17 protein-coding genes and 4 pseudogenes are annotated in these 19,849 nt (G+C 42.2%); 8 read left to right on the top strand and 13 right to left on the bottom strand.

Annotated elements, in window-relative coordinates:
* Positions 1-331 precede the first annotated feature (331 nt).
* The gene (locus BXP28_RS24235) at positions 332-682 is read left to right on the top strand and encodes a hypothetical protein (protein ID WP_023484140.1); all 351 of its coding nucleotides are present in this window, start codon (positions 332-334) and stop codon (positions 680-682) included.
* The gene (locus tag BXP28_RS11305) at positions 618-1,187 is read left to right on the top strand and encodes an IS3 family transposase (RefSeq protein WP_226989745.1); all 570 of its coding nucleotides are present in this window, start codon (positions 618-620) and stop codon (positions 1,185-1,187) included. Before BXP28_RS24235 ends, BXP28_RS11305 begins: the two co-directional genes overlap by 65 nt.
* Before the next feature lie 161 nt (positions 1,188-1,348).
* Here the strand turns inward: BXP28_RS11305 and BXP28_RS11310 are convergent, their stop codons facing one another.
* Positions 1,349-1,699: a hypothetical protein gene (locus tag BXP28_RS11310; protein ID WP_046655237.1), complete on the bottom strand. Its 351-nt coding sequence runs from the start codon at positions 1,697-1,699 to the stop codon at positions 1,349-1,351.
* Positions 1,700-1,802: 103 nt separating this feature from the next.
* Between BXP28_RS11310 and BXP28_RS25765 the strand changes: the two are divergent.
* The 4 genes and pseudogenes from BXP28_RS25765 to BXP28_RS11330 form a co-directional block, all read left to right on the top strand.
* Positions 1,803-2,195, top strand: a pseudogene (locus BXP28_RS25765) (site-specific integrase); the annotation flags it as partial.
* A 71-nt stretch (positions 2,196-2,266) separates the two neighbouring features.
* A complete protein-coding gene (locus BXP28_RS11320; RefSeq protein ID WP_024093300.1) occupies positions 2,267-2,593 on the top strand; it encodes a transposase in 327 nt (108 codons plus the stop codon).
* A gap of 44 nt (positions 2,594-2,637) precedes the next feature.
* The gene (locus BXP28_RS11325; protein ID WP_077585047.1) at positions 2,638-2,958 is read left to right on the top strand and encodes an IS3 family transposase; all 321 of its coding nucleotides are present in this window, start codon (positions 2,638-2,640) and stop codon (positions 2,956-2,958) included.
* Positions 2,959-2,995: 37 nt separating this feature from the next.
* Complete coding sequence (locus tag BXP28_RS11330) at positions 2,996-3,454, top strand: integrase core domain-containing protein (RefSeq protein ID WP_077585048.1); 459 nt, start codon at positions 2,996-2,998, stop codon at positions 3,452-3,454.
* A gap of 220 nt (positions 3,455-3,674) precedes the next feature.
* On the opposite strand, the gene BXP28_RS11335 is transcribed toward BXP28_RS11330, so the two are convergent.
* Positions 3,675-7,031, bottom strand: a complete 3,357-nt coding sequence (locus BXP28_RS11335; RefSeq protein ID WP_036654912.1) for a binary toxin-like calcium binding domain-containing protein — start codon at positions 7,029-7,031, stop codon at positions 3,675-3,677.
* Between the two features lie 821 nt (positions 7,032-7,852).
* Entirely contained in the window at positions 7,853-8,227 is a 375-nt protein-coding gene (locus BXP28_RS11350) for a hypothetical protein (RefSeq protein ID WP_023483571.1), read from the bottom strand.
* Positions 8,228-8,510: 283 nt separating this feature from the next.
* Here BXP28_RS11350 and BXP28_RS25105 point away from each other — a divergent pair, with 283 nt between their 5' ends.
* Complete coding sequence (locus BXP28_RS25105; RefSeq protein ID WP_158225774.1) at positions 8,511-8,648, top strand: hypothetical protein; 138 nt, start codon at positions 8,511-8,513, stop codon at positions 8,646-8,648.
* Positions 8,649-8,670: 22 nt separating this feature from the next.
* Complete coding sequence (locus tag BXP28_RS11355) at positions 8,671-9,501, top strand: IS3 family transposase (RefSeq protein WP_036654918.1); 831 nt, start codon at positions 8,671-8,673, stop codon at positions 9,499-9,501.
* Positions 9,502-9,610: 109 nt separating this feature from the next.
* Here the strand turns inward: BXP28_RS11355 and BXP28_RS11360 are convergent.
* The 10 genes and pseudogenes from BXP28_RS11360 to BXP28_RS11405 form a co-directional block, all read right to left on the bottom strand.
* A pseudogene (locus BXP28_RS11360) lies at positions 9,611-10,761 on the bottom strand (IS3 family transposase).
* A 293-nt stretch (positions 10,762-11,054) separates the two neighbouring features.
* Positions 11,055-12,386 (bottom strand): type I glutamate--ammonia ligase, encoded by a 1,332-nt coding sequence (gene glnA, locus BXP28_RS11365; protein ID WP_023482824.1) that lies wholly within the window; start codon positions 12,384-12,386, stop codon positions 11,055-11,057.
* Positions 12,387-12,422: 36 nt separating this feature from the next.
* Positions 12,423-12,830, bottom strand: a complete 408-nt coding sequence (locus BXP28_RS11370; RefSeq protein ID WP_023482825.1) for a MerR family transcriptional regulator — start codon at positions 12,828-12,830, stop codon at positions 12,423-12,425.
* Positions 12,831-13,000: 170 nt separating this feature from the next.
* Positions 13,001-14,220: pseudogene (locus tag BXP28_RS11375) on the bottom strand (methionine gamma-lyase family protein).
* 72 nt (positions 14,221-14,292) lie between these two features.
* A complete protein-coding gene (gene hflX / locus BXP28_RS11380; RefSeq protein WP_174567586.1) occupies positions 14,293-15,582 on the bottom strand; it encodes a GTPase HflX in 1,290 nt (429 codons plus the stop codon).
* Positions 15,583-15,607: 25 nt separating this feature from the next.
* A pseudogene (locus BXP28_RS11385) lies at positions 15,608-16,596 on the bottom strand (AAA family ATPase).
* 126 nt (positions 16,597-16,722) lie between these two features.
* Complete coding sequence (gene lplA / locus BXP28_RS11390) at positions 16,723-17,724, bottom strand: lipoate--protein ligase (protein WP_023482829.1); 1,002 nt, start codon at positions 17,722-17,724, stop codon at positions 16,723-16,725.
* Between the two features lie 41 nt (positions 17,725-17,765).
* Positions 17,766-18,467, bottom strand: a complete 702-nt coding sequence (locus BXP28_RS11395) for a YdcF family protein (RefSeq protein WP_023482830.1) — start codon at positions 18,465-18,467, stop codon at positions 17,766-17,768.
* Positions 18,468-18,656: 189 nt separating this feature from the next.
* Positions 18,657-19,043 (bottom strand): alpha/beta hydrolase, encoded by a 387-nt coding sequence (locus BXP28_RS11400; RefSeq protein ID WP_024094596.1) that lies wholly within the window; start codon positions 19,041-19,043, stop codon positions 18,657-18,659.
* A gap of 50 nt (positions 19,044-19,093) precedes the next feature.
* Entirely contained in the window at positions 19,094-19,741 is a 648-nt protein-coding gene (locus BXP28_RS11405; RefSeq protein ID WP_023482831.1) for a peptidylprolyl isomerase, read from the bottom strand.
* Between the last annotated feature and the right edge of the window lie 108 nt (positions 19,742-19,849).

The following is a 19,849-nucleotide window of genomic DNA, read 5'->3' on the forward strand; positions in this document are numbered from 1 at the left end:
CATATTCCGATCTGCGAAAATCTCAAATGGCCCAGCCAAATTATAAAATATACCGGACTCTGGACTATTACTTTCCTATCCATGGGATGAGCAAAGTAAGGCTGCAAAAACAAAAGATGAATTAACAACAAAACATTGGGAGAGCTTTTCTACCCGATTGCTCCGACGGTGAAGCTCTCGAAGCAAGGCAAGGCAACTCGCCTCAGCCCGCCTAAACAAGCAAAAATCTGACCGCTTGGCTTCACGAAGGCATCAAAATGGATTTTCCTAATTGGATCTGTTATGCAAGAGCGAGCGGGCACAGTCCGCTGATCTCAGCGAGATTAAGCTCATGGACCAATTGGCGGAAGTAGAGCACGTTTTACAGCCGGGAGAAACAGTTGCCAAACAGATAGCCCCGGATATATTTGCTCATATTCCGCTCGTTCTCTATAGAGACGATAAAGGAACACTAGGCGCAACGCCGAAATCGGCACAAGCATTGACACAGCTGCAACAGCAGCTTTTACGAATCGATTTAGCCAAAGTTTTGTTAGATGACAAAAATGTCCAATTGGCAAACTTTGTGATTGCTTGGAACGTTCTTCAGCATTTCTACCCATACACCCAAAAAGTGCTTGTTAAGATGGCGAAAGACTCAAGAACATCATATATGTCCAAACCTTCTGAAACGCCAGTTTGATCAAGGCGAACCTGAGAAGGTCCTGCTTACTGACATCACCTATATGCATTATGGTACTGGCCAGTGGGTCTACCTGTCCTGTGTGAAAGATGGTGCAACAAAACAAATTTTGGCACACTATGTATCCTCCACTTTGGGACTATCGCTGGTTAAACGAACTCTAGAGAGGTTACTTAAAAGATTGGAGGGTAACATTCATCCAGATGCCATCTTTCATTTCGATCAAGGAATGCACTACACTCATCCTAATACAAGACTGCTCGTTGCCAAAGCTGGCTTAAAGCAATCTATGTCTCGTAAGGGGAATTGCCTGGACAATGCTTCCATAGAAACATTTTTTGGTATGAAAGATGAACTTGAATACAAGGACTGCACGTCTCTTGAAGAATTACGTCAGCGTGTCAACGAATACATAACATACTATAATTCGGAACGTTACCAATGGACATTAAAAAAGATGACTCCTGATGAAGATGAATTCAGGAACCATCTCATTGCTGCTTAAATCTCAAGGACTCTTTTTATTAATGTTCACTTTTAGGGTCACAGTTCAAGATCCTAGGTACCCTTTCTGTAATGGTGCTTCCATATACCATCCATATTATACCAGTTATTGGGTGAGGAGTCTACCGAAAATAAAAAACACCAGACTCTTGAATTCTCTAATTACTCAATCTGAAAATGTGTTGATTGATAAACTAAATCTACCTTATCTCCTATTGCATATGTACCAAGTACTGGAACGGGAACAACTACTAACTTACCCTGATCAATTAGATCCTCCCAATCTCCTTGCAATGCTTCTTCTTGTGTGGGAGCAACTATAATCAATGCATACCCATGGTCAAAGGAACGGATGTATCCAGTCAATTGAATTTGATCCTGTTTTTCAACAGAAGATACGGACGGATTCAGAGTATCGTCTGAATGTGCAAAAGTGGGGGTGGCTCCAGCCGCGAATCCTAAACCTAATGTAAGAGAGGTTGCTACAGCTACTAACGTCTTCTTTGTGATCATAGTTCTAATCCTCCTTGTAAATTTTTGGTTACACAACCTTATTTCCACATGACAAGTCGGAAATCCTTTATATTTCCATATAATTGATAAATTTGTAACAAAATCTGATATCGATCTAAAAAATCAAAGAATACACATTAATAAGACTTTAGGTTTTACTGCAAAAGAAGAAGAAGATTTATTTGGAGATCCCAAAACGTTTAATTCAACTAGAACAATACAGATCAGTACATCATTAACGAATAATCTTAGGTATCATATGAATTGGCAAAATCAAAATAAACTTTCACTAGGCGATGCATACTACCATGATCTTAACCTGGTTCTATGCCGGGAAGACGGAAATTACATACCAAAGTCTTCTCTTTTCAATGCATTTTCTCGCATACTCAAACGTGTAGGTTTACCGTCACTACCTATCCACTTTCTAAGGCATACTCATGCTGTCTTACTCCTTGAAGCGGGAGTTGAAATGAAAATGTTCAAGAACACTATTTAGCCCCCAAATGATCTTGGACAGTACACCCCTTATTCCGATACAATAAAATCAAGTCGGAGGGGAATGTAATGAAGAGGAAACGATATGAATTAGATTTTAAGAGAATGGTCGTTGCTAAAGGTAAAGAGATTGGCAATATGACGGCTGTAGCCCGGCAGCATGAGCTCGATCCAAAGATGGTGATTCGATGGGCCAGAGAGCTAGATCGTAAGGATATTGGACAGTTAGACGGGACAAGCTTGAAACAAGCTGCATATGTTCGAACGGCTGCTGACTATGCGGCTCTTGCAAAAGAGCATGAGAAGCTTAAGAAGCTATATGCTGAACAAGCATTAGAGAGGGAAATCCTCCGCGACCTAGTAAAAAAAACGAACCCACACTTGCGGATAAAATAGCTATTGCCCAAAAGTATATTCAGCAGGGGAATTGCATTTCTCTCGTGCTGCGCATCCTGCAAATGGAACGCTCTACGTACTATACACATGTGAATCGAAGGCAGCAAGAACCGAATACAGTCCATAGGAGAGGTCGCCCTGCGCCTGGTTATTCATGTACACAAGATAGAAAGCCGGTTAGCGATGAACAGATTTGTGAATGGATCATGGAACTGCTGGCCGACGAGTACACATCGGCTTATGGATACCGTAAGCTGACGAAAGTCTTGAGGCGCCAGCATAGACTCGTGATCAACAAGAAAAAAGTATATCGCTTATGCAAGCAAATGAATGTATTGCGTCCGTTAGCGCCAGATAAAATGTAGACATCCTAAGGCAGGTGAACACCGCTTCTTCTTCCTGATGAGCATCATAGATGTGTTTGATCGAGTGATTATCACGTATCACCATGGATTGTCCTGCGAGGCCAGGGATCTTGTTCAAATTACACAAGAGGCACTGATGAAGCGCCAGCTCTTTGACAAAGCAAATAAACCAGTAATCCGCTCAGACAATGGACCGCAATTCATCAGCCATAAATTTGCACAGGCCTGTGAGCGCTTCGAAATTGTCCACGAACGTATACCGCCGAAGACTCCTAACAAGAATGCTCATATCGAGTCTTTTCATGCCATTCTAGAGATAGAGTGTTATCAGCGTCACGAATTTGAAAGTTATAAGCAGGCGTATGAAATCGTTAGCGGCTTTATTCATAACTACAACCACAACCGCATCCACGGTAGCATCTACGACATGTCGCCTTACGAATACATGGATGCGGTCAGGAAAAAAGCCGTGGAGCCAAAGACAATAAAGGTGTGAAACTCCAGAATAAATCGCAATTTGGAGAAATTTTATAAAATTAATTGAATAAGAGGTGCAGTGTCCACAATTAGGGAGTTTAACCGCTCACTGCAAGTTGGGGAGCTATTTCTTTTACTCGTTAATATGCAAAGAGCCTCTGATGACATCTCAAAGGCTCTACTAGTTCTGTTTTTATCTTTTGTATTTATTTATACTGGACATAAAGCTTGTGTATGATTTATTCAACCTGGATAGTGAACGTTTTGAACGTTGATTTTGCTTGAGCATCAACAATCTTAATGTCCGCATGTCCGGTTAGGTTGTTCGTTATTTTAAAATTAAGATGGCCCTTTTTTTTCCATTCTGAATCTGTTGTAACCCTCAATAAATCAGGATTACCTATCTTGATTTCGTACTGATTCATATCTACTCTACCTTCAGAATAAAACAAGAGATCTATTTCTCGCTCTTCATCTTTATTTTTAAAATCTTTTGGTACTACAATTGGATTCATATTTGTTACATTTATATTCTCATCTTTTCGAGATACCCAGAGGATCAAATCTTTTATTTTCTGAGGGAACTGGAAGTATTGTGATGGATTGTTTTCATCTAGTGTCGCAATTTCAATTGGCCATCCATCTTTTTCTTCTCCATCGACATATTCTAATACTTTGCTTCTATCCCAGACATTTATAAATTGATAACCCATTTGGTCTGGATTAGTAGATTTTTTCAAATACCAAGAATCCAATTTCAAGGTAGCAACAACATCAAAAGTTATCTCTGAATCTCCGTTCCATTTTAAAACGTACTCAAACCCACCCGTAGTCGCACTCCCATCAATAATAGTAAATGAATTATCTATATTATTAAAGTCAAATCTGAAAAATTGTTTTTCATTCGTACTCTTCTTCCTCATGTAAGCCTTATTATTCAGATTTGTAATAACTGTTGTTTCATCAGATATTGGACTAATATAAAATATTTCGTCAGATTTTAAATTTTCAGCATACTTTATATTTTCTTTCCTTAATTCATCCATACCCTTTCCTATTTTTATAACAGAAAAATTATCAATGTACACAGGGCTTTGGGTGTGATTCTTAATAAGAAGTTCCAAATGCTGCTCCATATCACCAAATGTTTTAAGTACCATCTTCTCATATTTATAGTCTTTATCCACTATAAAATTTCCGATTTCTTTAGTTCCTGTTACTCCATTAATCTCTACAGTAAAGTTCCCTGCTTCACTTCCTTTAATAGCCATCACAATTAAATATACAGCATTGCGCTCAAGACTAAAGTCACTATATACCCCTACTTCTTTTTTGGGTATCTTATAACATTGACCTTTATACAAAGCATTCTCTTTATCATAGTCCCCTCCGTCCCATTGGCCGGATTTTTCCGTGAAGTCGTCATATAATACGGGAACATTGATTTGTATATTCATTCCGGGCTGGATGGTCATATCATAAATGGTTTTCCCGTCCGGATTTTTTTTGGTATTTTGTAAATGCCACTTTTGATTCTCACTTCCACCGTTATCCTTATAGGCTTTTAATTGGTTACTATTGGTAGTGTTACTGTCCGGTAAATCAAGAACCATCTTTGGATTTTTATAGTTCCTGAGTGTAAAGTAACCGTCCGACGTTCTTTCTACACGCCAATATTGGCTATCATAATCTCCAGCGTAACCAAATATTTTATCTGAATCCTTGCTATCCCAAGTAAGGGCTAGTTTAGGATTAGATACACTTGTTATTTTGTAGGCTTGTTTATCACGATTAAAGGTAAATCTCCATTTTTGATTATTTCCTTCATGGTTACCATAGATGACAACTTTATTATCAGCTAAGTCCGCTACTTTATTTTCACCTATACTGCTTACGATCTGGTATTCGCCAATTGTTTTATTAAGTTCTTCCCTTATCTTTTTATCTGTTTTTGTATCATATACAAGATGAACCAGATCAGGACTTATAATATGTTTGGTGCCTGTTTCTTCATTTATGAAATAAAAATTTTTGTTCTCTTCATCTAAGTACATCCCTATCGATTTTTCCAAGGCTTCTCCCAGTGTCAATTCCGGAGTTCGATCATTGGGATTCAGAGGGTCTTTTGCCGCAATACGCCGTTCCATGAACCGGTTACCCCCCATATTAATCAGGATACCAGCCGTCACACTTTCTATTTGCGGCATATAATGAGCCCACTCATTTTCCTCCAGTACTACTTGACCGCCAGCGGGAGATCTTCTCGCAAATGCTCCCTGAAATTGAGTAGTTTCTAACTTCAATTTTTCTCCCGATTCCAATCTATCTAATTGATTGATATTAAGAGCAATGGGGGCCGAGCTAAACTGATCTAATGTATTTAAAGCCACCCCATGTAAATGTTGTTTAGGATACGTCTGCCCGGGAGCTAAACTAAGCGATCTTTGATTAAGTTGTCCGGTGACGGTAGTAACGGTTTGTCTTCCTAACACTAAATTCGTGGTCGGAACCAGGTTATATACAGGGGCTGTTCCCGTATTATAATAGCGTACATTGGCATTCATATAAGCAGATTGTCCGGTATTTAATTCTAATTGATGCTGCCAATCTTGCCCTGAAGTATTGGAAGAATCAACGGTATGCGTTGATGAATGGGAATAATGGCCGGTAACGGATGCTGAAAATCCCTCAAAGAGAGAGAATCCCACACTTGCGTCGATCCCTTCCGTATTAGAGTCACTAACACTAGAAGAAGTGGACCGGCTAACGGTCTTTCCCTCTGTCGAGCTAATATTTTTATTATTTGAAAGAACCAGTTCTTCCATGCCAACTGTAATACTGGGATATGCCGCAACAAGAGGGTCCCGGGCTGCTTTGTGAATTGTACGGTCAAACGCGCCGCTTGCTTTTTCCAAATCTGAATAGGGGTCTCCAGCCGTATGAGATTCATTCGGATTTGAAACAAATTTTTTAAATCCTTGCTTAATTAATTCTTTTTCTTCTTCCGACCCCTTTTTAGGCCAAGGAAGAACCAAATGGTTTTTTATATAATATCCGTTCACTTCCCAATCATCATAAATACCATCATCATCGGTATCTAACATAGGCTGTTTATTTTCTTCCGTTTTAGAATCAGTGCCCATTGGAAGATTTTCAAAAGAAATGATTTCAGGAATAGAAAAAGTTTCGACTTCAATCTCTTTTGTTTCTTGTTGATTCAAGGTATAGTCTACGTCTAATTGAAGCAGTTCTTCTTGTTCTGCCATTGGATTTCCAAAGTAAGCTACCATGAATGGATAACTTTTTCCTGCTTCTAACTGCATTTCTTGATCCTTAGCATTTTCACCGTCAATGAGAATATGGGCAAAACAATTAGGATTTATGGTGAATGTATAGGCACCGCTTTTCCTTGGTTTAAAATTGGCTAACCACCGAACAGATTTTATGTTCTTTCTAACATTCATGTCATCTAAAGTTTTGTTATCTAATTTAAATCCATTCATGCCCCGAGCCACAACAAAGGCCGGTTCGTTAAAATTCTCTCCGTAGAAGAATTGACCTACAGCTTTTAGCATTTTCTCTTCTGTTTGTATCATGGGGATTTCTCCTTTTCTTTATGTAAAGTAAGTAAATCTCTTTCATTCCGATCAAATGTTGTGATGTTTACCTATTTAATTCTTTCTAATTTAAAAGAATCAATATATCCCCCTTTGTCGCGGAAGTTAGCAAAAAATTCAAATGTTAGATTTTCTTCGTCGTCCCCCAGGGTAAATTCCTTACTCACTTCTTTGAATCCCTTATCTACGGACGGTAAGTCATACGAGTTTGAAGAAAAGATTTCTCTTTTTTTAGAGAACTATTATCGGGTATCAATGATAGTGCAATTTTATCTCTTCTACTTAAAACATCTGGTTTGATAAATGCCGTAAATTTGTACAAGGCTCCTTTTTCTAACCTATACTTTTTATGAGCCTTAATTGAATCATTAGAATAAATAACGTGGTCGTCTGTTAGACTATTGTCTGGATCTCTAACAATCTTCCATTGATTTGCAGACGTGAACTTCCAACCCCTAAGGTTTTTATCCTTCCAAGTACTCTTATCTACAGCATTGACTTGCACATCAAATGTAAGGTTATGTTCTTTATCTGTTTTATCTTCTTCTCCGTGCTGGTCCCATGCATGGATGTAACGGTGTGCTTACCCATATTATAAGAATTAGAATATAGTTTATTTATAAATTCTGTTTCCACTTCCCCAGCACTACTTATTACATCAAAACAATCCTTAGCGTTTACTTCCGAGTCGAGGTTGATTTCGTAATTTGTCTTGCGATTCACCTGTAATATTGGTATCTCTTCGAAATTGTTAAATGTGAAAGACACACGATGCTCTTCTTCTTTATTAATTGTCTTAATTAGCTCATACCTTGGTGGTGCATCCGGAAGATCGGCCAACTATCAACTATACTATATATTTTTACATCATATTTAATTTTAAGTATTGTTTGAAAGTATCCTGTTGATTGCTTATTTTTAATTCTTTCTATTGTTAATTTTCTATTTTTGTTTGATAAATGTAAAGTAGGATCACTCGTAGATTCAACTGTATACCAAATTGGACCTATATACGCTGTTTTATTTCTTTCTTCCCTTATGAACTCATAACCAAAATCGGTACCTACTACTTTACTTCCTTTTAAGTAACCTAATTTTTCTCCCTTATTTAATAATTCCAAAAAAGCCTCTAATTGGTTTTTAAGGTTACGTCCATGATTATTTTCATCAAACATTCGATTTTTCTCCTTTTTTTCTTTACCCGGTATTTTGGGGTAACAACTTTTCTTTTATTTTTAAAACTCCCCCCTTACAAATAAAAGTATATTTCTAATTCTTTTAAAAAAAGATACATTTTTTCACCCATTAATGAAAAATATAATCTTTTTATTATATATCAAAAACCAAAAAAAGAGTGAACCTGACTGGCAGGCCCACTCTCTTAACAAGCTAAATATAATGCTCCCATAAGTTGAGACACGGGAGAGGTGGAAATCGGAATTTCTTGAACGTGCTTCTATGGTGTTCGAGAAAAAAAACAACGAAACGGACAAACTGAGAAAGGAGTACGAGAGCAAGAAAGAGCATCTGCAAAAGCTGGTCGGTCAGCTCACCGTGGAGATCGACTGGCTTAAAAAAAAATCTGGCCTTAAATGAACCTCTTGAAGATCGAAAAGTGATGGTAGAACGCAATCATGCCGAAATCAACGTTAAGCGTCAAGCGGATCTGCTAAGTGTGAACAGGACAAGCATTTATCGCCATCGCAAGGAACATTGTGAAAGCGAAGAAAACGTGCAGATTATGCATCGAATCGACGAAATATATATGGAGCACCCGTACTTCGGATACCGACGTATGACACGATTCCTTCGAGATCAGGGCTTTGAGATTAATTATAAGCGCGTACGTCGGCTTATGCAGTTCATGGGGCTTGAGGCGATCTATCCGAAGCCGAACCTGAGCAAACGCCTTCACGCCAAGTACACCCGTCCTTACCTGCTGCGCGGTTTAACCATTGACCGACCGAATCAGGTCTGGGGAATCGACATTACGTATCTGAGGATGGGCAAGGGATTTATGTACCTGTTTAATATCTTCGATTGGTACAGCCGTAAAGTGATCGACTATGAACTGTCCAGCACGCTCGAGAAAAGCTTTGTTCTTAAGTGCCTCAAACGCGCATTCAGCCGTTGCAAACCAGAGATTATGAATAGTGATCAAGGCTCTCATTTCACCAATACTGATTATATGGAATTGCTAGAGAAAGAAGGCATCAAGGTGTCAATGGATGGTAAAGGCCGGGCAAGGGACAATAGCCGAACAGAGCGCTACTTTCGATCCCTCAAATATGAATGTATTTATTTAAATGAATTTGAAGACCCTCGCGCACTCCGCAAAGGGATAGCTCGCTATGTCCAATTTTACAATCAGGAACGTCCCCATCAATCTCTTGATGGAGCAAAACCAAACCAATTCTACGCTCACACTATCAATAAACTCGCATCTTAACATACTGGAATACACGAGTAGGAGGACTTAACTTATTTCTCAAAAAATCGTGTCTTGACAAGACGTTTTGGACTTCTGTCAATAGATTGGACACCTAAAACCGAGAGAATTATGCAGCTAAACAGATCATATGTTCGCATTGATTGGGCGTAAGATACCCGATAGAGGAATGGATTCTTTTTCCATTGTAAAAGCACGTAATGTACTCAAAAATCTTCTCCTTGGCTTCTTTCCTGGTTTTGAATTTGTGCAGGTAAACGAGTTCTTTTTTCAGCACGTTGTGGAACGATTCAATACAGGCGTTATCGTAGCAATTGCCCTTACGGCTCATGTTGCCCGTCATGCCGTATTGTCGTAGCTGCGTTTGATAGTCCGAGGACGCATACTGGCTACCGCGATCCGAATGATGCAACACGGTTCCTTTCGGCCGTTGATGGCGGTACGCCTGATCCAACGCCCTCAGGCAGAGCTCCCTGGTCATTCGCTCGCCCATGTGAAACCCGACGATCTTACGTGTGCACAGGTCTTCCAGACTGGCGAGATAGAGCCATCCTTCGTCAGTCGGAATATACGTGATGTCCGCCATCCAGACCTGATTGGGCTTTTCCGCAGCAAACGATTGATTCAAGACATTTTCCGCTACGGGCAGGTTGTGTTTCGAATTCGTCGTCGCCTTGTACTTCTTAACGGTACGGGATCTCAACCCAAGTTCCTTCATGATACGAGCAACGGTCTTCTGAGAGACGTGAATACCTTGTTTTTTCAATGCATACCACACTTTCGGACTGCCGTACAACTGCCTGGAATCAAAGAAAGTTCTGCGAATCCATCGTTCGAGTTTTTTGCGACGTTTGAGGCGTTCGCTTTCCTTGCGTTTCGTCCATTCGTAATAACCGCTTTTGGAAACGCTGAGCAGAGCGCACATCTTCGTGACACGGAACTGGAAGCGGTGATCATGGATGAATGGATAAATCAGCGCCGGTCTTTTGCGAAGTAGTGCATCGCCTTTTTTAGGATGTCGTTCTCCTCTTCTAGATTGCGAATTCGCTTCTGGAGGTCGCGTAAAGCTTTGTCCTCCGGCTTTAGTTGTCCACTACCAGGGAATGCCTGGTTGCCAGCGTTCTTAAATTACGCGATCCAGCGGTAAAGCGTGTTCTCATGCAAGCCCATTTCCCGGGCTACCTGCGCCACCGATTTTCCCTCTTCCTGGATAAGTCTTACGGATTGAAGTTTGAATTCCTTGTCATACTTTTTCGTCATGTCGGACACCTCGATTATGAATGTTTTTATTGTCGCACTCTCAGTTCTCTGTGTCCAATTTAAAGTCTAGCGGCTTGGTCATGGTAGTATTCAGGTTACTTCAGATATTTATGCCCACATCTCCAAGAAATTAGAATCTGACAATATGGAGAGATATGATGATTATATTCAAAACTTACTCCAGTGAAAACTTTGGGGGCATTTTGGGGGCATCATTCAATAAAGATTGAAAAAAAGTACTATGCCCCAAAAAGAAAAACCCTCAACACCAGTAGTGTCAAGGGTTTGAAAGATTAATATAAGGTCATATACTGATCGCGTTCCCATTGGTGCACTTGTGTGCGATACATATCCCACTCAATTTCCTTCAGCTCAATAAAATGAGTGAGGGCATGTTCACCCAAGGCTTCACAAATAACTTCATCCTTAATCAGTTCATCCAGGGCTTGGCGGAGGTCCAAAGGAAGGCTCGGTATTCCTTGATCCTCTCGCTCTTCTTCCGTCATGACATAAATATTGCGGTCAGTTGGAGCAGGAAGAGGAAGTTTCTTCTTGATTCCGTCCAGTCCGGCTTTCAGCATAGCAGCAAGAGCCAGATAAGGGTTGGCGGCAGGATCAGGGTTCCGTACCTCAACACGGGTGCTCAGCCCGCGGGAAGCCGGAATACGAATCATCGGGCTGCGGTTACTATCAGACCATGCCACGTAGCAGGGTGCCTCATACCCGGGCACGAGACGCTTGAAGGAATTGACTGTCGGGTTGGTGATCGCGGCAAATCCTCTTGCGTGTTTCAAAATACCCGCCATATACTGCTTTCCTACCTCACTTAGCCCCAGTTGGTCATCTTCCTTGAAAAAGGCATTTTCCTTCCCTCTGAACAAGGATTGGTTGCAATGCATTCCGGAACCATTGACACCGAAAATCGGTTTTGGCATAAAGGTTGCATGCAGGCCATGCTGCCTTGCTATTGTTTTGACAACAAGCTTAAAGGTCTGGATCTGGTCGGCCGCTTTTACTGCATCCGCGTATTTAAAATCAATTTCGTGCTGCCCAGGGGCAACTTCGTGGTGAGAGGCTTCAATCTCAAACCCCATCTCTTCCAAAGTAAGAACAATCTCACGGCGGCAATTCTCACCAAGATCTGTGGGCGCAAGGTCAAAATATCCTCCCTGGTCGTTAAGCTCCATAGTAGGACGGCCATTGTCGTCTGTTTTAAACAGGAAAAACTCCGGTTCCGGCCCTACATTCATATCCGTAAAGCCCATTTCTTCCGCTTCTTGCAGTGCTCTTTTTAAAATTTGACGGGGGTCCCCCATAAAAGGTGAACCGTCAGGCATATAAATATCACAAATCAGACGTGCCACTTTGTTTTCCGTTACCCACGGGAATACGACCCATGTGTTCAGATCCGGATACAAATACATGTCAGATTCTTCGATGCGCACATAGCCTTCAATGGAAGAGCCGTCAAACATCATTTTGTTATCCAGCGCTTTGGGCAGTTGGCTGACCGGAATTTCCACATTTTTAATGGTCCCAAGCAGATCTGTAAATTGCAGACGAATAAAACGTACGTTCTCCTCTTTCGCAATGCGTAAGATGTCCTCTTTGGTAAAGTTCGCCACGATAGTTCCTCCCCTGATTTAAAAATCTATTTATGATTAATGATAAAATCTGGATAGCTCACCTTGGATGAGGGATACCTGGCCTGGACGCCTAGCACCGACAATTTGTTGTTTCAAAAGCTGACGAAGCTGAGAATCTGTCAGTTCCTTCCGCTTTGTCTCACTAGCCTCATTCAGGTAGGTAGCTTCCTCTGAATCTTTAGATACCGGCAGCAGAACCTGTTTGATTCCGGCGATATTCACGCCTTTCTCAATCAGATCCTTGATCTCCAGGAGACGTTCCACGTCATTGAAGGAGTAAAGTCTCTGATTACCGGAGGTCCGGGCTGGTATCACCAGTTCATGCTGTTCATAGTAACGAATTTGTCTGGCTGTTAAATCAGTCAGCTTCATTACAATACCAATAGGGAATAACGCCATATTTCTGCGAATATCATCACTCATGACTCATCCTCCTCAAAGAAACAACTGGACCGCCTTAAAGACGGTGAGTGTTTCCTGCTGATATAAGACAAGATACGAAAAATCATGTACTCTCTTATACTTGAACATAGTGTACCTTGTTAAGTATTGTATCCTTTATGCAAATATATGTCAAGTTGTGTGAGGAAACTTCACAAGAGTTTGTTATTTTTCATATGCTGCAGAGCTGTCAGAACCCCTAACTTACAATGAGAATAGGTCAGACCGCCCTGCATATATGCCGTATAAGGTTCCCTTATTGGTGCATCGGCCGATAACTCCAGGCTTCCTCCTTGAATAAATGTGCCTGCCGCCATGATCACGGGATGTTCGTAACCGGGCATATCCCACGGTTCCGGCGTGACATGGGCATCTACAGCTGATGCTTTTTGAATGCCCTGTACAAAAGTGATCAAATGTTCCGGACTCGTAAAACGGATTGCCTGAATCAGGTCACTTCTTAATTCCTGGCTAGAAGGATGGGTCAGAAAGCCTAAATCTTCAAAAACAGCAGCGGCAAAAAGCGCCCCTTTCACAGCTTGTCCAACGAGATGGGGGCAAGGAACAAACCTTGGTACATGGTGCGGGTTGTTCCGAGCATGGCACCCACTTCCGACCCGATGCCCGGAGCCGTTAACCGGTTAGCAGCGAGCTCAACTAAATCCGCTCGTCCCGCTACATACCCTCCTGTTGCTGCAATCCCGCCTCCAGGATTCTTAATCAGGGAACCTGCTATAAGATCAGCCCCCACCTCTGTCGGTTCCTGATCCTCCGTAAACTCTCCATAACAATTATCAACAAAAACGATAACATGGGGATTCAGTTTTTTAACAAAACGGATCATTTCTTCAATTTGCCTGATGGTGAAGGCAGGCCTCCAGGCATACCCTTTTGAACGCTGAATGCCTATGACGCGTGTGTGCCCATTTATAGCTCCACGGATGGCCTCCCAATCTGGAGTTCCCCCGGGTGTCAGCTGCACTTCGTTATATAGAACACCCCAGTCCCGCAAGGAACCTGTCCCGTCCTTCTCCTTGCCGATTACCTTGTGTAGAGTATCATAAGGGGCTCCGGTTATATAAAGCAATTCGTCTCCAGGACGAAGCAAGCCAAAAAGAGCCGTTCCTATAGTGTGTGTACCGGAAGCAAAATGGGGTCTTACCAGGGCGGCTTCAGCTCCGAATACTCTGGCGTAAACAAGATCCAGCACTTCCCTGCCCCGGTCATTGTATCCATAGCCGGTAGAAGACGAGAAATGAAAATCACTGACCTGGTTTTCCTGAAAAGCCTCGATTACTTTCCAGGAATTCCGGTCTATTATTTGTTCCACTTGTTTGACTATTGGAGCGATCTTCCTTTCAGCCCGCTCCATCCGTTCCACTAGATCACGATCAAAATTCATGTTTGTTTATACCCTCCCTTATTTATGCCGACACCAAGAACTCTATTGCTTTAGTTCATACTGTTCGAGTCTGTGCCTTACTTTCTGATACTCTTCTTCTTGAATGTGGATGCGAAACTTCATGCTATTTGCTTCCATTCCTTCTTCTTCCACATCACCTATCCGGTAAAGAAGTGAGATAATTCCGCCCTCGGTGGAAGGAATTAAAAACTCTTTACTGTCTCCCATGACGTAATCCTGGATGGTCTGTTTTAATCTTTCGAGGTCACTTTCCTGATAAGCCGAAAGACGAAGGAACTTTCCAGGTGAAGTTAGCATATCCTGCTCTTTTTCAGGAATTAAATCTATTTTGTTAAATACAGTGATTGCCGGTTTTCCTGAGGCCCCAAGTTCTTCCAGAACTTCATCTACTACCCGCATTTGTTCCTGCCGCATTTTCGAGGAGCTATCTACTACATGCAAAATCAGATCCGCTTCATTCGCTTCCTCTAGGGTGGCACGAAAAACCGCGATCAGATCATGCGGGAGGTTCTGAATAAAACCAACCGTATCCGTTAAGACAATATCCTTTCCGCTTGGCAGTTTCATAGTTCTGGAGGTAGGGTCAAGAGTGGCAAACAATTGGTTTTCCACATATACATCCGCTTGCGTCAATTCACGAAGCAATGTTGATTTTCCCGCATTGGTATATCCTACGAGCGCAACCTGAACCACACCTGATTTTTTACGTCTTGCTCTGTGCAGATTACGGTGTTTGACAACTTCCTGCAATTGGGATTTCAATTCGTTAATTCTTCTGCGGATATGGCGGCGGTCTGTCTCCAGCTTAGATTCGCCCGGCCCCCTTGTTCCGATTCCTCCGCCTAAGCGGGATAAGTTCTTGCCGTGTCCAGACAGGCGGGGAAGCAAATAACTTAGCTGAGCCAGCTCTACCTGAATAATTCCTTCTCTCGTTTTGGCTCTCTGGGCGAAAATATCCAAAATCAGCTGGGTACGGTCAATGATTTTTACATCGAGCAAGGCCTCCAGATTCCGTACCTGTGCCCCGGATAACTCCTGATCAAAGATTGCGGTATTGGCTCCTGTTTCCTCTATGCGATTTTTCAATTCCTCCGCCTTGCCTTTTCCGATGAACCAACGGGAATCGGGAACTTCCCTGGATTGCATCATAGTTTCCAGTACTTCCACCCCTGCGGTCTCGGCCAGTTGAATCAGTTCCTGCAAAGAATATTCCGCTAAAGCTTCATAATGCTTAAAAGTTTGAGTGACCAGACTGACTAAAATAGCCCGATCTTGTTTATTCATTTCAGTTTCGTGCATGGAGGGCTTCAATTCTATTCTCCTTCGTAGGTTCAAATTATCCGTAGACCGATGTTTTCCTGTCAAGACGAATGTCCTCCGGCCGGATCAACATCAGTTCCTGCTTGCTGGGCTGATGGGGAGGCTGATGCTGATGCAGCAGCCTGACGGCCTGATGCCTCATGGATTTCTCGATCGTATTCCGGACATACCTGGCATTGCTGAATGTCATCTCCGAATTCGTTTTTTCCTGGGTAAGGTGCTGCCTCAGCTTCATTTCCGAACCCGGCGATAACGTGTATTCTCTTTCCTTTACCATAACTTCGGCAATTTTCATGAGTTGATCAACCGTATAATCTGGAAAATCTACTTGAATGGGAAACCGGGAGGGCAAGCCCGGGTTTGTCAGTAAAAAATGCTCCATTTCTTCCGAGTATCCAGCTAATATCAATATAAATTGGTTCCGGTAATCTTCCATGCTTTTCACAAGACAGTCAATAGCCTCTTTACCAAAATCCTTTTCTCCCCGCGAGCCAGGGAGTAGGCTTCATCAATAAATAGAATACCACCTAGTGCTTTTTTTACCAACTCTCTAGTTTTTACTGCCGTATGTCCAATATATTCCCCAACAAGGTCAGCTCTTTCCACCTCAATCAGGTGACCTTTGCCGAGTACTCCCATATTTTGAAACAGCTTTGCCATGATGCGTGCTACTGTCGTTTTTCCTGTCCCGGGATTGCCCTTAAATATCATATGATATACCTGGGAGTTGGCCTGCAGACCTGCTTCTGATCTGTATTGCCCGATTTGCAGGAGTGCGTATATTTCATAAGCCAGTTCTTTGACGTTTTCCAGTCCTATCATCTTGTCAAGTTCCTTCATGACTTCGGTAAACGGTCCATGGCCGGGCAGCATCTTCTTACCATTAAATTGACTCTCCCTATCAGCCAATGAGGGCTGCTCCGGGGTTCTCAGCACAACATTGATCTGCCGGGAGCTTCTTGCCAGACTTAAGCTATCTGACGTAGATGTTACACGTCCATTCACCCTATCTCACCTCTTCTCTATACCTTTCCATTATATTGACGAAAAGGGAAAATTATTTGTAGAGAAAAGTTATATAAAAACCCCGTCCGGTGATCCGGAACAGGGCCTTGTTTTCCGCTTTTCGTATTAAGAGGCTAAAGTAAGCAGAGAGATGAAATCGTTCGGCTCAATCTGTCCGAAGTAGGTTTGTACGTCCACCCCCTGCAGGGTATCACGAATCGCTTTTTCTTCATAACGAACCCCTGTAAGCTTGTCCTCCAGCTCCGAGACGTCCTGTACACCAAAGAAGTCTCCAAATATTTTAATATGCTTAATTCGTCCCTGTTCAATATCAAGGCGGACATCAATGGTGCCGGCAGGAAAACGTTTGGAATGTTGCATATTGCTTTTAGGAGACTTTCCATAATTCCATTCCCAATTGTGGTAGCGCTCTTTGGAAATTTGCTGGATTTGCTTCCAGTCCTCGTCCTTCAATTTATACTGGGGGACTTCTTCCGCCGGCATTCCAAAAATAGAACTGAGCAGCGTAAAACGAAACTCTTCGATTGTCATGGGCTCTTTTAAAAATTCGGAGATGTTGGCCACGCGGCTTCTGATAGATTTGATGCCCTTGGACTGGATTTTTCCGGCCTTAACCTTTAGAGCAGACACTACATTCTCCATCTCCGAATGGAATAAAAGGGTACCGTGGCTGAACATTCTCCCTCTGGTCGTAAACTGGGCATTCCCGGAAATTTTACGCTCTCCTACTTGAATATCATTGCGGCCTGATAATTCCGCTTCTACCCCAAGCTTACGGAGGGCTTCAATAACCGGCTCGGTAAACTTTAAAAAATTATGAAACGAATTGCCGTCATCCTTGGTGATAAAACTGAAATTCAGGTTCCCAAGGTCGTGATAGACAGCTCCACCGCCGGACAAACGCCGGACCACATGCAGCTCTTGCTGCTTCACATAATCCATGTTGATCTCTTCAATCGTATTTTGATTCTTTCCAATAATAATCGAAGGTTCATTTATATAAAACAGCAGATAGGTTTGCTCTGTAGATAAATATTTCAGCGCATACTCTTCAATAGCCAAATTGATGCGCGGATCTGTTATTCCTTGATTGTCAATAAACAGCATGGAATGTTCAACCCCTCTATGTATAGTTACCTTTATTGTAATCAAAAAACGGATTCCATACAAAAAAGAAAGGCTTCCAAATCTTTATCTTGTAAAAGGAAAAGGCCAGTACCCTCAATGGAATGCTGACCTTCCTTCTCTAACTGCACTGTTATATTAAGCCGCATTCTCCACTTGTTGAATTCCCATTTGGTAAAGGCCAAAATCTCTCTGATTTTATGATAAGGCATAAACAAATGCGTAGAATCCGTTGTTGAAAGGTATGCAGGTGACAAAGCAATGAAATCTGCGATATCCATAGCCCTTGCCCCATGATATTCATGCGTAATAATGATGCAGGATGTCCATCCTTTCTGCTCCATGATCCGCTTGCTGAACACGAGGTTTTCGTACGTGTTTTTGGCCTGTTTTTCCATCGTTATAGCTTGTTCGGGAATACCCTTCTGTACCAGATAATTTCTCATTCCCTCAGCTTCAGTTATTTGGCTGTCCCCTTCCTTATCCAAACCGCCGCTTACAATAAGATGTTTGAATTTACGCTGATTGTATAAACTTATTGCCTGATCCAGACGTTCAGCTAATCCGGGACTTGCCTGGTTAGTTTCCAGTTTGGCTCCCAATACGATCCCTGTATCCACGCCTTCAGGAAGAGCGGGATAATCCTGCCTTGATAGAAGCCACTGGACATAGAACGTCCAAAGAAGCCCGGCCAGCAGGATCCCAAGGAAAACAGCCTCTAACACTTTCCGTTTCTTCTTGTTTTTTTAAAAAAATTGAATAGCTTTGCTCAGCTCCCTTCTCGTCTCTCCAGGAATTCCACAATATGCGTTATGGCCAAATCTTTCTCTGGTCCCAGACAAAGCTGATGATTCGACTGTTCGTAGGTGTAGATATGGCTTGGGGCCTGAATATGCCGATCGATATAAACGGCGCTATGGGGATGTACAATCGAATCCTGCATGCTTTGGGCTATCAATTATAAAGCGAACCGGACTGACATAGATAACAGCCGCGTTAACTAGCACCAGTCTCCTCACTGGAAAGCGATTTGCCAAATAAGCTGCTACCATCCCACCGAGTGAAAAACCGACGAGATCAAACTGGCTATGTTCACAAGCAAAGCGATTCGTATATGAAGTAACTTCTGATAGCCAGTCCTCCCACGATTCCTTATTACGTTTTACGAGCCTTTCTCCACTCCATGGCATTTCGGGAAGATGGGCCTGGATACCTCGCTCATCCAGAAGCTCCGAAAGAGGCTCAAGCTCAAAGGTACCTCCTGTAAAACCATGGATTAGTAATGCCGGAGGCTGCTCCATTCCCGACTCCCCCTGACAATCAGTTATGAAACAGGGAAAACTCCACTGCTTTAGGATTCTGTTATGGTTACAGATTTAATGATAACGTCTTCTGTAGGCATACTTGGCGACGAATCATTAGAATTTGGATTCTGTTTTACCGGGGTATCAGCAATAGCATTGACAACATCCATCCCATCCTTGACTCGACCAAAAATCGTATAGTTTGGAACTTTATTCAATCCTTTAGCTTGTTCACCGGTACAAATGAAAAACTGGCTTCCGTTCGTGTTAGGTCCACGATTAGCCATGGCTACTATACCGGGCTCATAGGTATGGGCCGTGTTGAGTTCATCTTCAAAGGTATAGCCCGGGCCGCCAGTTCCTGTCCCTGAAGGGTCCCCCGTTTGAATCATGAATGGTTTAATGATCCTATGGAACTTCACATTATTGTAGAATCCTTCTTTCGCCAGAAAGACAAAATTGTTCACTGTCTTAGGGGCATCCTTGGAAAACAGCTCTATGGCAAAATCCCCTTTGCCAGTTTCTATTTTGGCTGTGTACGTTTTATTCGTATCAATAGCCATTTCCGGTGGTTTAGACCAAGTTTTTCCGGAAGAAGGGGTAGCCTCGCCTGCTCCTTTTTCGTCTTTCTTCCCTGTATTACAGGCACTGAGTATTAAAATCACGGTTAGGGCAAGCAAAAAATAATGAAACATCCTATATTTTCTCTCAGATCTTTTCAAATAAAATCCTCCTTACTTTAACAAATTAGAATTCGGAATGTTGAGCTATTCTGGTCTTAAAAAGATAGCGGCCGCCTCTTA

Origin of the sequence: Paenibacillus larvae subsp. larvae, from assembly GCF_002003265.1 — a bacterium.
Taxonomy (GTDB): domain Bacteria; phylum Bacillota; class Bacilli; order Paenibacillales; family NBRC-103111; genus Paenibacillus_H; species Paenibacillus_H larvae.